Below are 13,135 nucleotides of genomic sequence, written 5' to 3' on the forward strand. Positions count from 1 at the left end.
CCCAGGAGGACAACCGTGACGAGCACGGACGGGGGCGCACGCACCGGCGACGCCCCGTACACCGAACCGACCATCGCCGATCAGCCGATCACCGACGAGGAGATCTTCCTCTCGCACGTCGGCGGCAAACTGTCGGTCGAGTTGCGTTCGCCCATCGACACCCAGCGCGACCTGTCGATCGCCTACACACCGGGCGTCGCACAGGTGTCCCGGGCGATCGACGCCGACGCCGACCTGGTGAACAAGTACACCTGGACCGACCGGCTGGTCGCGGTGGTCAGCGACGGCACGGCCGTGCTGGGTCTCGGCGACATCGGTCCGCGTGCGTCGCTGCCGGTCATGGAGGGCAAGTCCGCACTGTTCCGGACGTTCGCCGGACTCAACTCGATCCCGATCGTCCTCGACACCAAGGATCCCGACGAGATCGTCGAGACGTTGATCCGTCTGCGCCCGAGCTTCGGTGCGGTCAACCTCGAGGACATCTCCGCACCGCGGTGCTTCGAGATCGAACAGCGCGTCATCGAGGCCCTCGACTGCCCGGTGATGCACGACGACCAGCACGGCACCGCGATCGTCGTCCTTGCAGCCCTTCGCGGCGCGACCAAGGTTCTGGAGCGCGACATCACCAAGCTGCGTGTCATCATCTCCGGTGCCGGAGCGGCCGGTGTCGCGTGCGCGAAGATCCTTCATGCCGCCGGTATCGAGGACATCGTGGTGCTCGACTCCAAGGGCATCGTCAGCTTCCACCGCGACGACTTGAACGAGGTCAAGCAGGAGCTCGCCGAATTCACCAACCCCCGTGCCATCTCCGGTGGTCCGGCCGAGGCGTTCTCGGGTGCCGACGTGTTCGTCGGCGTCTCGGCGGGCAAGATCGCCGAGGAACTCGTCGCCACCATGGCGGCCGACCCGATCATCTTCGCCATGTCGAACCCGGACCCCGAGATCCACCCCGAGGTCGCCGCCAAGTACGCCACCGTGGTCGCCACCGGCCGCAGCGATTTCCCGAACCAGATCAACAACGTGCTCGCGTTCCCCGGCGTGTTCAAGGGTGCGCTCGACGCCGGCGCCAACCGGATCACCGAGCGGATGAAGCTCGCCGCGGCCGACGCCATCTTCTCGGTCGTCGCCGACGAATTGGCCGCCGACAAGATCGTCCCGAGTCCGCTCGACGACCGGGTCGCCCCCGCGGTGGCCGAGGCCGTCGCACAAGCAGCTCGGGCGGAGGGCCTGCACTAGTCACTCGTGACACTCTGTGTCGAGTCGGGAAACCTGTGTGCTGCAACACCCGGGTTCTCCGATTAGGCACAGAGTGTTTCTCGCACCCTCAGTCGGCGCGCTCCTGCCAGGTACACAGGCACACCTCGTTGCCCTCGGCATCGGCGAGGACCCAGAACGACGGCGCATACTCGTCGGTGAGCAGCCGACCACCCGCTTCCAGCGCGGATTGCAGGCGGTGCTCCAGTTCGTCGTGCGGTACCCACAGGTCGACGTGCATTCGGCTGCGTTGCGGTCGGGCTTCGTCCATCTGTTGAAACCACACCCCCGGCAAACGGCCATCGGGATCGACGAGGTCGATCGGCTGGTGCTCGGCCGCATCTTTGTAACCGAACACGGCCGCCCAGAACGGTCGTATCGCGGCGATGTCGAGGGCGTCGATCGCGAGATCGAACTGGGTCATCGGCGTCGGTGCGGGTTCGATACCCAGGTCCACAGCGATTGCTGCGATCGTGTTCGCCAGCGCGACATCCGCCTCGGTGAGTGCGTGCGCGCTGTGCGTGGTGAGCACCAGATGCACTGTGCCGTAACGGAGGTCGATGTCGGGGTGATGCCCGGCCACCTCTGCGGCGTCGATGATCTTGGCGACGAACTCACCCCCACGGACCATCGACCCGGTCTTGTAGGCGGCGACCAGTTTGTCGGCGAGGACCCGCCAAGGATCGGAGACGACCTCGGTGGCGGCGGCCGCGGTGACTGGTGTTCCACTGGACCCGGTCATACCTTCGACCGTACGTCGCATCCGAACCCTTTTGTAGCCGCATCGCCAGGTCTACCGTCGAAGGGTGCTGTTACCGAGGCCGATCGCTCAAGGAGTCGCCGACGGCTCCGTCGACCTTGCGTTCCGACGCTGGGCCGACTCCCGGGTCAAGGTCGGTTCCACGTTCGTGACTGCGGCCGGGGTCATCGAGATCACCTCGGTGCGCAGCGTCGACCCCGAGAAGATCACCGATCGCGACGCCAAGCGCGCCGGATTCCCGAACGCCGACAACGCACGCGCACGTCTGCGCGGACCCGACGAGTACCCAACCTTCCGCATCGGGTTGCGTTGGCACGGTGAGGATCCGCGGATCGCGTTGCGCGCCGACGCCGAGCTGTCGGACGAGGACATCGCCGACCTCACCAAGCGCCTCGACCGGTTGGACAGTCGGTCGAGTCACGGGCCGTGGACGCGACAGGTGCTGGCTCTCATCGGACGTCGGCCGGCGGTGGTCTCGACCGAATTGGCCGCCGAACTCGGCAGGGAGAGGCCCGATTTCAAACTCGACGTACGAAAGCTGAAGGCACTCGGCCTGACCAGGAGCCTCGACGTGGGTTATGAGCTGTCGCCACGAGGGCGCGCCTTTCTCGACGCCGATGGGCGATAATCACCTAATGACCAGCACGCATCCCACCCGACACCTGTTGCGGGCGAAGGATCTCGTCGACGTGCGGTTCGCCGAGCCACTCACCGTCGACGACATGGCCGCGGCTGCCAAGCTGTCCCGAGCCCACTTCACCCGGGCGTTCACGGCGGCGTTCGGCGAGTCGCCGCACGCCTATCTGCAGACCCGACGACTCGAACGCGCGGCCGCGATGCTGCGCTCCACCGACAGATCGGTCGCCGACATCTGCATGTCGGTGGGGCTCTCGAGTGTCGGGTCGTTCACCACCAGTTTCGCCCGATCTTTCGGCAAGACCCCGACCGCCTACCGCGCGTCCTTCCCGCCCGCCTCGACCTACGCCCACGTGCCCGCGTGCGTGCTGCGCGTGTACTCGCGGCCGGGCCCTTCGAGCAGGGTGGACAAGACAGCACACGGGGAGAAGACCACCATCGAGCCGTCGGCGTAGCTTCGTTGTCACAAGCTCCCCGAGATTTTCGACGGAGATCGACTTCGAAAGGTGGACAACATGATTCGCATCGCATGCGCGCAACTCTGGGTACACGACCAGGACGAGGCGCTCGAATTCTGGACGACCAAGATCGGCATGGAGGTTCGGTCGGACGTCACCATGCCGGAGATGGGCGGCTTCCGTTGGCTCACCGTCGGTCCGCCCGGGCAAGAGGACGTCAGCATCGTGCTCATGGACATCCCCGGACCGCCGATGATCGACGCCAAGGTCAAGGGCGAGATCGACAGTCTGATGTCGAAAGGCTTTGCCGGAACGGTCTTTTTGACCACCGACGACTGTCAGGCATCGTACGAGGAGCTGGCCGCCCGCGGTGTCGAGTTCACCGAGACCCCCGAGCAGCGCCCGTACGGCATCGACGCCGGGTTCCGCGACCCGTCCGGCAACAGCGTCCGGCTCACCCAACTCGCGGAGAATTTCGCGCAGGTGTGAGCCTCCCGCTGATCGAGCCGCCCCACGCTGATCGAGCCGCCCCACGCTGATCGAGCCGGGACCGAGCCCCTGGGCGAGGACCCGTGTCGAGATCCGCCGGATCGAGCCGGGACCGAGGCGCCAGCCGAGGACCCGTGTCGAGATCCGCCGGATCGAGCCAGGACCGAGGCGCCAGCCGAGGACCCGTGTCGAGATCCGCCGGATCGAGCCGGGACCGAGGCGCCAGCCGAGGACCCGTGTCGAGATCACCGCCGCAACCAGCCCACCCGCTGACACCACCCAGTGCAGAATGACGACATGACTCACCGTCGTGTCGTCATTCTGCTGTCCATCGCCGTCGGCATCGTGGCCATGTTGGTGACGAGCCCCGGCTCCGCCCACGCGGCTCCCTATCCGGTGACCAGCGACCCCGCACGCGCGATCGCCACCGGTTACGGGAAGCCGGCCACCGCCTCACCCCTGGGGTCGAATCGCTTCGGCTGCAAGGACCGACTCGGCCGCGACCCGGTGATCCTGCTGCATGGGACGGCGCTCAACCAGTACGCCGACTGGGCGTACCTGGCGCCGACGCTGGCCAACGCCGGGTACTGCGTGTTCAGCGTGACCTATGGGCAGACGAGTTGGAGCGGCAACATCGGTGGTCTCGGCAACAAAGATCGGTCGGCGCGGCAGGTGGCAGCGTTCGCCGACCGTGTGTTGCGCGCGACCGGGGCCCGCAAGGTCGATTTCGTCGGGCATTCCCAGGGCGGTGCGATCGCGCAGCTGTTCACGCAGCTGCCCGGTCGTGCCGCCCAGGTCGACACCATCGTCGGCCTGTCGTCGCCCAACCGTGGCCACTCGCGCACCGGCTCGATCACCGACCGCCTCCCCGCCCGCGCCCCCGGCGAGAACAACTGGGGTCCGACGCACCCGACGATCCGCTACGTCAACCTCGCCACCCGCTACGACGAGATCTCCACGCCCTACCCGGTCACCCTCATGCCACCTGGGCCGAACATCACGAACACGCTGGTCCAGGACGTATGCCCGAAGTCGACGATCGGGCACGTCGGCATGGCCTACTCCCCTACCGTCGCCGCGCTCACGCGCAACGCGCTCGATCCCACGCGCCGCGTCGCCGTGCCGTGCGGTGAGGACTTCCCGGCGTAGTGATACTGGTTTTTGTTCGATAGCCGGTAGTCGTTACACTCGTGGGCGCTGCCTCGCGCAGCACGCCGCCCTAGCTCAGTCGGTAGAGCAATTCACTCGTAATGAATAGGTCAGGGGTTCGATTCCCCTGGGCGGCTCCACCGCAACCGCACAATTCGCATGATCTGACGCGCGATATCGTCAGCCCGGTGACCACACCGCCGCCCACCGACCGCGAGGGCCTCGGCGCTCGGCTTCTCTTCGTGCTGGCGCTGCTCTCGGCGACCGCCCCGATCGCCACCGACCTGTACCTGCCATCGTTCCCGGAAGTGCAGGAGTCCCTGCACACCTCGACGACTATGGTGCAGCTCACCTTGACGGCCTTCCTGGTGGGCGTCGGCGTCGGCCAGGTGGTGTGGGGGCCGCTGTCCGACCGCTACGGCAGACGTCGGCCCCTGATCATCGGGTCAGGTGTCGCGGTGCTCGCCGGGATCGTGGTGGTGTTCGCACCCACCATCGAGGTGCTCATCGCGGCGCGCTTCGTGCAGGCTTTCGCGGCGGCTGCGGGCATGGTCACCGCCCGGGCGGTGATCGCCGACCTGCTGCGCGGCTTCGCGGGCGCCCGGTCGATGACGCTCATGATGACCATCCAAAGCCTTGCGCCGGTGATCGCCCCGGTCATCGGCGGGCTGCTCGCCGGGCAGGTGTCGTGGCGATGGGTCTTCGGCGTGATCCTGGCCGCGACCGTCCTGCAGTTCATCGGCGCCGTGACAACGGTCCCGGAGAGCCTGGTCGAGGCGAACCGGAAGGCCACACTCGGGCTGGGCGATCTCCTCGGCCGCTTCCGGCACCCGATCTTCCTCGCCTACGTGCTGACGCAGGCCTTCGCCCTCGGGACGCTGATGGCCTACATCTCGAGTTCGTCGTTCGTGTACCAGAAGGTCATCGGCACCTCGAGCACCATCTACGGGCTCGGGTTCGCCGTCAATGCACTGGGTCTCACGATCGGCGGCCTGGTCTCGGCGCGACTGTCCCGACGACACGTCCACCCGGCACATGTCGTGGGAATCGCCCTGCCGTTGATGATCGTCGGAGCGGTTGTCGTACTCCTCGCCGCGTCGTCGGCAAATCCGTCGCTGCTGGTGATACCGCTGTTTTTCACGGTGCTCTGTTTCGGCTTCGTCGCCGGCAACAGCGCAGCACTCGCCATGGAACACAGCCGCGACGCGGCGGGTGCGGGCAGCGCGGTGCTCGGCGGCGTGATGTTCCTCGTCGCCGGAATCGTCTCGCCGTTGGGCGGATTGGCGGGCGACGACACCGCCGTTCCCATGGGCGTGGTCATGTGCGGATCGGCAGTGCTGGCGACGCTGTGCTTCTTCGTCGCCCGCTTCTACGTCGGCCGGCACCCGGAGTCGGAGAGCGCATTCGCCCGACAATTTTAGCTTTGGTAACGAATCCTTGCCCGACGCAGACATGCTCTGTGAGTGAACTCGTGTCGTCGTGCAACCAGGAGAAGACCATGCGCAACCATCGGATTGTCCTCACGCTCGCCTCCATTGCCGTCGCCGCGGCATTGTCCATCGGATTCGGCAGCCGAGCCGACGCCGCGCCCGCACGCCCGTATCAGAGTTTCGACCTCGGCAATGCCTTCGCCGTCGGCGACAACTGCGTCGGCAAGGCGATGGGGGGAATCAACGTCTCGCCGGGACGCGGTACGGCGTGGGTCAGCGGAGGCTGGTTCGCCTGGACACCAAAGGTTCTCGGGCCGTGCTCGAATGTCGTCACCATCGCCTGGTACAACTTCGCCACCCATCGCAGCGGCAAACTCGTACGCCGACTCACCGACCGCGGGATGTTCAGCTACGACAACAGCATCGGCGCAACCCTGCGCGTCGGGTCGGGTCCCGTGCGCTTCAGGTTGGGTATCGGTGGTCGGTTGCTGACCGCGCCGCCGAAGCCGGTCACCGTGATCATGCCGTGACCCGTCAGTCCTCGATCAGCGTCGGATCGGTGGACAGTTCCACGTTCGCCCACACCTCGTGGTCGGTCGAGTCCAGTCGGTCGACGATGAAGCGCCGCACTCGATCTTCGTCCTCGACCCGCCAATCGCCCTGTCGCACAAGGAAGTCGACTTCGACGTAGAGGCGTCGTCCCAATCGCGTCGCGCGCACGATGGGCTTGGACAGCCCGTACTCGACGGCCGCATCGGCGGCGGCCGCAGCGATGACCTCGTTCAGTTCGCCCGCCGGCGCCGCCTCCATCAGCTCACGTATTCCCTGTCTCAGCAACGCAATCGCCATGGGCGCGATCGACGCCGACGCGATCAGGACCAGGATCGGATCGACATACGACGCGGCCGCCGCCGACCCGCGGCGATCGAGCACGACGGCCACCAGACCGCCGACCGCGACCATCAGACTCAGCAGCGCCCCGGCCCGCCAGCTCACCAGTTCGGCGCGCGCCAGTTGCGACACCCGCGCCGGCCGGTGCAGCACGACGATGACCAGGCCGGACGCCACCGCCGACACGACGCCATAGGCGACGACGCTGCCCGCCGCCGCACCGGAGCCTCCGTTAAGGATGACCGATACTGCGTCGGCGGCGCCGTAGACGAGCGTCGCCAGCAGCGCCGCCCCCTGCAGGCCGACGGCCAGCGGGGTCGCGCCGTGACGACCGAACGGGAACTCGGGCGTCGGCGCGGTGCTTGCTGCTCTGGCGGCCAGCAGTGACACGCCGACCAGCACGATGCCCGCGAGCATGTAGATGCCGTCGAACAGGATGACGCTCGCGCCGCTGAGGATGCCCCACAGCACCGCACCTGTGCCCAAGACCGCCGTGGCGATCAGGCTCAACACCCGCGCACGGCGCTCACCCGAGTCGGAGCCAACGGTCACGCTGTGAGCTTAGTGCTCTCAGCGGTAGTCGATGACGATGCGACCCTCGATCTTGCCCTCTTCCATCTGCCGGAACACGTCGTTGATGTCCTCGAGACGCGTCGTGGCGACGGTGGGTTTGACCAGGCCACGCGCATAGAAATCCAGCGCCTCCACCATGTCCTGGCGGGTCCCGACAATCGAGCCACGAATGGTGAGACCTTTGAGCACGACGTCGAAGATGGGTGCCGGGAAGTCGCCGGGCGGGAGTCCGACGAAGACGATCGTCCCGCCGCGACGTGCCATGCCGATCGCCTGTCCGAACGCCTCCGGATGCACGGCGGTGACCAGCACACCGTGCGCGCCACCGGTCTGTTCCTGGATCGCGGCTGCGACGTCGGGGGTCGACGCGGCGTTGACGGTGACCTCGGCACCGAGCTCGCGGGCGAGGTCTAGTTTGTCGTCACCGATGTCGACGGCGGCGACGCGCATGCCCATCGCCCGCGCGTATTGCACGGCCACATGCCCGAGTCCGCCGATCCCGGAGATCACGATCCATTGTCCGGGTTTGGTCTCCGACACCTTCAGACCCTTGTAGACGGTGACGCCGGCGCACAGGATCGGCGCCACCTCCACCGGGTCGCAGCCGTCGGGAATCCGCGCCGCGAAACGTTCGTCGACCAGCATGTAGGTCCCGAAGGATCCGTCGAGTGAGTAGCCGCCGTTCTGCTGTCGCTCACACAGCGTCTCCCACCCGGTCCGGCAATACTCGCAATGCCCGCACGCCGACCACAGCCAGGCATTGCCGACCTTGTCGCCGACGGCGATCTCGGTGACACCGGGCCCGACGGACACCACGGTGCCGTATCCCTCGTGGCCCGGAACAAAGGGCGGCGACGGTTTGACCGGCCAATCACCGTGCGCCGCATGAAGATCGGTGTGGCACACCCCCGAGGTCTCCAGCTTCACCAGCGCCTGACCGTACCCGGGTTGGGGCAGCGGGCGTTGGTCGATGGTCAGGGGTTCACCGAATGCCGTCACCACTGCCGCGGTGTAGGTCGAATCGGTACCGGTCATGTCACTCACCTCGTCGTCGAAGAATTGCGCATTGAAGAGCGGTACCCCTCATTGTCTGCGCATTCCGACGACGCGGTGGCCGTTCGGGCCGGTCGGATCAGGCCTTCTCGCCCAGTTCTTCCGAACCCGTCTCGGGCGGTGTCGCATCGGACCTGGCCACGCCGTCATCGTCGGCGCCCGCGTCGTCGCTGCCGGCATCGTCGCCGGGATGGCCCACTCCGGTGCCACCCTTGCCGGACTCCGCAGCACCCGATTCCTCGGCACCCGATTCCTCGGCGCCCGATTCCTCTGCGCCCGATTCCTCTGCGTCCCGATGGGCCAACGGGTCGTAACCGTCGACGCCCTCCAACACGGTCAGCTCGTTGTCGATCGCCGCCGAGACGGCCCGCGCCTCGTCCTTGACCTTCTTGATGAAGTCCGACATCGCACTCTCCCTGCACCTGTGTGGATGACCCCACTATAGATCCGGAGCCGACGCGCACCGGGACCGGTTGTGGCTCGACGTGTGGCGCGCATACCGTGTCAGCCATGGTGGCGCGCCGACTTCCCGATCTCGCCGCGCTCGAGGTGGTCGTCACCGTCGGCCGGCTCGGCAGCATGGGTGCCGCGGCGCGCGAACTCGGCATGAGCCAGCAGGCGGTCAGTGCGCGGGTCCGATCGGTGGAACATGAGCTCGGCGTCGAGTTGTTCGCGCGTTCCCCGACGGGTGTGGAGGCGACCGCGAACGGCGTCGTGGTCCTGGAGTGGGCCAACGCACTGGTGGAGCGAGCGGTCGAGTTCACTGCCGGCGTCGACTCCCTGGTTGCGGCCCGTCAGGCAACACTGATCGTCGCCGCGTCGAAAACCGTTGCGGAATACCTTGTTCCGTCCTGGATCGTGACACTGGCCGGCCGCACCGACGCCAAACTGTCGGTGCGGCCGATGAATTCGACCGAGGTGCTCGACGCCGTGCGCGCCGACGACGCGCATCTCGGCTTCATCGAGATCCCCGGTCCCACCAAGGATCTCGAGTCCGCACTGGTGTCGATGGACGAGCTGCTGGTTGTGTGCGCACCCGGCCACCCCTGGGCCCGAACCGGCCGGATCGGTGCCGACGAACTCGCCGCGACCCCGCTGATTCAGCGCGAACCCGGATCCGGCACACGACTCACCTTCGAAGAGGCGTTGGCGCAGAAGGGTTTACAAGCAACTGATCCCCTGATCGAGTTGCGCTCGGTCACCGCGATCCGCGCGTCCGTGCTCAGCTCGCCGGCCGCGACCGTCCTGTCCCGGCTGTCGGTGGCAGAAGACATCACCGCCGGGCGACTGGTGCACGTCGAGGTCGACGGATTGCAGATGATCCGCCCACTGCGTGCGGTGTGGTCGCCGCGCATCACACTGCGTGGGCCGGCGCGAGAGTTGCTCGAGGTGGCGACGACGCGCGCAGGCCCAACGCGACGCTAGCGCTTGCGCATCGACAACCCGATGGTGGCGACCATCGCGTCGACCGCGAACTTGGGTTTGACGTTCATGTCGAGCGCCTCGCGGCAGGCGAGGACCGCCTCCAGACAGTTGAGCAGTTGTTCGGGCCGGGCGTAGGCGGCCATCGGGATCACGATGTCGTCGGTCTTGTCTGGATGCATCGCGGTCACCTTGGCTCCGACCCCCACCACGAGTGCATCACGGAACAGCGCGGCGAGGTCGACGAGCGCGCGGTCGAGGACGTCACGCCCGACGCGGGTCTCGCGAGACTTCTGTCTCTTCTCCAGGTCCTTGATGGCACCGACCGTCCCGCGAGGTGCGCGTGCGGCACCCTTGCCTGTTCCGCCCGCACCGAGAGCGGTCTTCATCTCCTCGATCTCGGGCTCGTTGAGCTCGGCGGCGATCGCCTTGGCAGCGGCATCGGCTGTGCGCACCAGATTCTCGGCCGCCGCATAAGCGGTCTTCTCGCGGTTGGCATCGCGAGCCAGCGCGAGTGCCATCTCGCGCTGCTCGCGGGCCTCGGGATCGCTCGCCAGTCGGCGTGCACGGCCGATGTGGCCACCGCAGACCGACGCGGCCCAGCGCGCCTGGTCGGGGTCGATGCCGTCACGTTCGGCCAAGACACGTTCGATGTCGTGCGCCGACGGTGTCGCAAGTGCCACATGGCGGCAGCGCGATCGTAGAGTCACCGCGATGTCTTCGGGGTCCACGGACGGCGCGCACAGCAGGAACACCGTGCGCGACGGCGGTTCCTCGACAACCTTGAGCAATGCGTTGGCCGCCTGCTCGGTGAGCCGGTCGGCGTCTTCGACGATGACGATCTGCCAGCGTCCGGTACCCGGGCGACGCGCGGCCGCCTGCACGATCTCCCGCATCTCCTTGACCGCGAGGCTCAACCCTTCGGGCACCACGTGCCGGACGTCGGCGTGGGTGCGACTCATCACCGTGGTGCACGCGCGGCATTCCCCACACCCGATGTTCGACGCGTCCTCGTGCTGACATTGCAGCGCGGCCGCGAAACAGGTCGCGGCCACCGACCGCCCACTGCCCGGTGGGCCGGTGAACAGCCACGCATGGGTCATCGACGCGCGGGCGGCCGAGTCGAAAGCGTCACCGGTCTGTTCGTCGGGCTCCCCGAACATCGACATCGCACCCGCGTCGCCCTCGTCGAGCCGGTTTGCCAAGCTGCGGGCGGCACGCGCTGCGGCGCGCAGATCGTCGGCGACGGCGTCCTGGCCGGTCAACCGATCGAAGACATTGGTCACAGCCACAGCCTAATTGGCTGCCCCGACAGGACGGCCGACAGCTTCGCCCGCAAGTGCCCGGCAAGGACATTTGTCACAGGTCAGACGGGCAAAAGCCCACCACCACGCGTTTTGGGGGCCCACGACGACGAACCCCTGTGCATTGTTGTTTAACAATTGCAAGCAGCCAGCTACCGTAGTTGGCGTGGTACGTCAGCGGTCGCAATGGTCGAAGGGCGTGCATCTCGCCCGTTGGCTGGTGCACACGCCCTGGCCGATCCTTGCCCTCGACATGCTGCGTGCCAACCTCATCGGCGCACTGTTCACCTTTGCGTTCTTGCGGTTCGGCATGCCCCTGCAGGATTCCATCAGTCTCGACGAGATCACCGCGCTGAATCAGGTGATCTTCGCCTTCTACCTGATCATCGCGATGCTGGTGGGCGGCTTCCTCAGTATCCAGCTCTCTCTGCCGGTACTCGTGTGGCATCGACGACGAACGCGGCTCGACAACGAGTCGGCCCGCCGTCGAGCGTTGGCACTCCCGATGTTGTTGTCTGCGGTGAACGCCGGACTCTGGCTGGTCGGCGGCGTGCTGTTCACACTCGTCAACCTGACGGTGTCCAACAAGAACGCCTTCATCGTCGCGATCGCGAGCTTCATCGGCGCGATGGTCACCTGCGCGCTGAGCTTCATGCAGGCCGAGAAGGTCCTGCGCCCGATCACCGTCGCGGCGATGGCCAACGACCCCGACAGCGCAACCGCGCCGAGCGTGACCACCCGCATCACCGTGTTCTGGGTGATCAGCGCGGTGGCCCCGATGCTGGTGATCGTCGGCCTGATCGTCTTGCACCGGCTCGGATTCATCGACTCCGACTCGACCGGTTTGGAGCGTCCGATCCTGTGGATGGCGCTGTCGGCGTTGGCGTTCAGCCTGCTGGCCATCTTCCGGGTGGTGTCGGCGATCAACGACCCCATCAAGCAGCTGCGTCGCGCGCAGAGCGAGGTCAGTGCGGGCAATCTCGACGTCGCCGTGAAGATCTACGACGGCAGCGACCTCGGTCTGCTGCAAGCCGGGTTCAACGACATGGTCGCCGACCTGCGTGAACGCCAGCAACTCCGCAACCTGTTCGGCCGCTACGTCGGCGAAGACGTGGCCCGCAAGGCCATCGAGACCGGCACCGAACTCGGCGGTGAGGAACGCTACGTCGGCGTCCTGTTCGTCGACATCGTCGGGTCGACGCGGCTGGCCGTCAACCGGCCGCCGCGAGAGATCGTCGAGCTGCTCAACGAGTTCTTCCGTGTGGTGGTCGCAGTGGTCGGACGCCACGGCGGGTTCGTCAACAAGTTCCAGGGCGACGCGGCACTGGCCATCTTCGGCGCACCGCTGGACCTCGACGACTTCGCCGGCCGCGCACTGGCGTCGGCGCGCGAACTGCGCGCCGAACTCTACGAGACCCTGGGCGACACCGACATCGGCATCGGCATCTCGGCAGGCAAGGCGATCGCCGGCCACATCGGCGCCGAACAGCGCCTCGAGTACACCGTCATCGGCGACCCGGTCAACGAGGCCGCCCGACTCACCGAACTCGCCAAGGACGAGCCGACCCGCGTCCTCGGATCGGCGCGCGCCGTGTTCCTCGCCTCACGCGAGGAAGCCGAGCATTGGGACATCGGTGAGGGCGTCGAACTACGCGGACGCGGGATCGAGACGCTGCTCGCCCGACCGCTCATGGCGCCATACCGGCAGGACTGACT

The 13,135-nt window shown here is 67.0% G+C and carries 14 protein-coding genes and 1 tRNA gene; 10 read left to right on the plus strand and 5 right to left on the minus strand.

What is annotated here, in order from left to right; translation table 11 throughout:
* Positions 1-15 precede the first annotated feature (15 nt).
* Positions 16-1,236, plus strand: a complete 1,221-nt coding sequence (locus ACWDTF_RS17290) for an NAD(P)-dependent malic enzyme (protein WP_449754740.1) — start codon at positions 16-18, stop codon at positions 1,234-1,236.
* An 88-nt stretch (positions 1,237-1,324) separates the two neighbouring features.
* Here the strand turns inward: ACWDTF_RS17290 and ACWDTF_RS17295 are convergent, their stop codons facing one another.
* A complete protein-coding gene (locus ACWDTF_RS17295) occupies positions 1,325-1,996 on the minus strand; it encodes a VOC family protein (RefSeq protein ID WP_240856160.1) in 672 nt (223 codons plus the stop codon).
* Between the two features lie 64 nt (positions 1,997-2,060).
* On the opposite strand from ACWDTF_RS17295, the gene ACWDTF_RS17300 reads away from it, so the two are divergent.
* The 7 genes from ACWDTF_RS17300 to ACWDTF_RS17330 all read left to right on the plus strand — a co-directional run bounded on the left by ACWDTF_RS17300 (position 2,061) and on the right by ACWDTF_RS17330 (position 6,706).
* Complete coding sequence (locus ACWDTF_RS17300) at positions 2,061-2,642, plus strand: hypothetical protein (protein ID WP_449754741.1); 582 nt, start codon at positions 2,061-2,063, stop codon at positions 2,640-2,642.
* Positions 2,643-2,649: 7 nt separating this feature from the next.
* A complete protein-coding gene (locus tag ACWDTF_RS17305; protein ID WP_240856162.1) occupies positions 2,650-3,105 on the plus strand; it encodes a helix-turn-helix domain-containing protein in 456 nt (151 codons plus the stop codon).
* A gap of 60 nt (positions 3,106-3,165) precedes the next feature.
* Positions 3,166-3,597: a VOC family protein gene (locus ACWDTF_RS17310; RefSeq protein WP_240856163.1), complete on the plus strand. Its 432-nt coding sequence runs from the start codon at positions 3,166-3,168 to the stop codon at positions 3,595-3,597.
* 351 nt (positions 3,598-3,948) lie between these two features.
* Positions 3,949-4,746 carry an esterase/lipase family protein gene (locus tag ACWDTF_RS17315; RefSeq protein ID WP_449754748.1) on the plus strand — a complete coding sequence of 266 codons (798 nt, stop codon included), beginning with the start codon at positions 3,949-3,951 and terminating at the stop codon, positions 4,744-4,746.
* 64 nt (positions 4,747-4,810) lie between these two features.
* Positions 4,811-4,886, plus strand: a tRNA-Thr gene (locus tag ACWDTF_RS17320).
* Positions 4,887-4,934: 48 nt separating this feature from the next.
* A complete protein-coding gene (locus ACWDTF_RS17325) occupies positions 4,935-6,167 on the plus strand; it encodes a multidrug effflux MFS transporter (RefSeq protein ID WP_240856164.1) in 1,233 nt (410 codons plus the stop codon).
* Between the two features lie 38 nt (positions 6,168-6,205).
* Complete coding sequence (locus tag ACWDTF_RS17330; protein ID WP_240856165.1) at positions 6,206-6,706, plus strand: hypothetical protein; 501 nt, start codon at positions 6,206-6,208, stop codon at positions 6,704-6,706.
* Positions 6,707-6,710: 4 nt separating this feature from the next.
* On the opposite strand, the gene ACWDTF_RS17335 is transcribed toward ACWDTF_RS17330, so the two are convergent.
* The 3 genes from ACWDTF_RS17335 to ACWDTF_RS17345 form a co-directional block, all read right to left on the minus strand.
* A complete protein-coding gene (locus ACWDTF_RS17335) occupies positions 6,711-7,619 on the minus strand; it encodes a cation transporter (protein ID WP_449754742.1) in 909 nt (302 codons plus the stop codon).
* 18 nt (positions 7,620-7,637) lie between these two features.
* On the minus strand, positions 7,638-8,675 hold the full coding sequence (gene adhP, locus ACWDTF_RS17340; protein ID WP_355273224.1) for an alcohol dehydrogenase AdhP: 1,038 nt from the start codon (positions 8,673-8,675) through the stop codon (positions 7,638-7,640).
* 97 nt (positions 8,676-8,772) lie between these two features.
* Positions 8,773-9,099, minus strand: a complete 327-nt coding sequence (locus ACWDTF_RS17345; RefSeq protein ID WP_449754750.1) for a hypothetical protein — start codon at positions 9,097-9,099, stop codon at positions 8,773-8,775.
* 104 nt (positions 9,100-9,203) lie between these two features.
* On the opposite strand from ACWDTF_RS17345, the gene ACWDTF_RS17350 reads away from it, so the two are divergent.
* Positions 9,204-10,118, plus strand: a complete 915-nt coding sequence (locus ACWDTF_RS17350) for a LysR family transcriptional regulator (RefSeq protein ID WP_449754743.1) — start codon at positions 9,204-9,206, stop codon at positions 10,116-10,118.
* On the opposite strand, the gene ACWDTF_RS17355 is transcribed toward ACWDTF_RS17350, so the two are convergent.
* Positions 10,115-11,401, minus strand: a complete 1,287-nt coding sequence (locus ACWDTF_RS17355; protein ID WP_449754744.1) for a DNA polymerase III subunit delta' — start codon at positions 11,399-11,401, stop codon at positions 10,115-10,117. The genes ACWDTF_RS17350 and ACWDTF_RS17355 overlap by 4 nt on opposite strands.
* A 271-nt stretch (positions 11,402-11,672) precedes the next feature.
* On the opposite strand from ACWDTF_RS17355, the gene ACWDTF_RS17360 reads away from it, so the two are divergent.
* Positions 11,673-13,133, plus strand: a complete 1,461-nt coding sequence (locus tag ACWDTF_RS17360) for an adenylate/guanylate cyclase domain-containing protein (protein ID WP_449754749.1) — start codon at positions 11,673-11,675, stop codon at positions 13,131-13,133.
* Positions 13,134-13,135: the final 2 nt, after the last annotated feature.

Source organism: Gordonia sp. NPDC003422 (genome assembly GCF_053588675.1).

What these genes read in the sequence shown, in the direction of transcription:
- ACWDTF_RS17295 (WP_240856160.1), bottom strand. Translation starts at nt 1,996, where the DNA reads ATGACCGGGTCCAGTGGAACACCAGTCACCGCGGCCGCCGCCACCGAG.
- ACWDTF_RS17305 (WP_240856162.1), top strand. Translation starts at nt 2,650, where the DNA reads ATGACCAGCACGCATCCCACCCGACACCTGTTGCGGGCGAAGGATCTC.
- ACWDTF_RS17310 (WP_240856163.1), top strand. Translation starts at nt 3,166, where the DNA reads ATGATTCGCATCGCATGCGCGCAACTCTGGGTACACGACCAGGACGAG.
- ACWDTF_RS17315 (WP_449754748.1), top strand. Translation starts at nt 3,949, where the DNA reads ATGTTGGTGACGAGCCCCGGCTCCGCCCACGCGGCTCCCTATCCGGTG.
- adhP (WP_355273224.1), bottom strand. Translation starts at nt 8,675, where the DNA reads ATGACCGGTACCGATTCGACCTACACCGCGGCAGTGGTGACGGCATTC.
- ACWDTF_RS17345 (WP_449754750.1), bottom strand. Translation starts at nt 9,099, where the DNA reads ATGTCGGACTTCATCAAGAAGGTCAAGGACGAGGCGCGGGCCGTCTCG.
- ACWDTF_RS17350 (WP_449754743.1), top strand. Translation starts at nt 9,204, where the DNA reads ATGGTGGCGCGCCGACTTCCCGATCTCGCCGCGCTCGAGGTGGTCGTC.
- ACWDTF_RS17360 (WP_449754749.1), top strand. Translation starts at nt 11,673, where the DNA reads ATGCTGCGTGCCAACCTCATCGGCGCACTGTTCACCTTTGCGTTCTTG.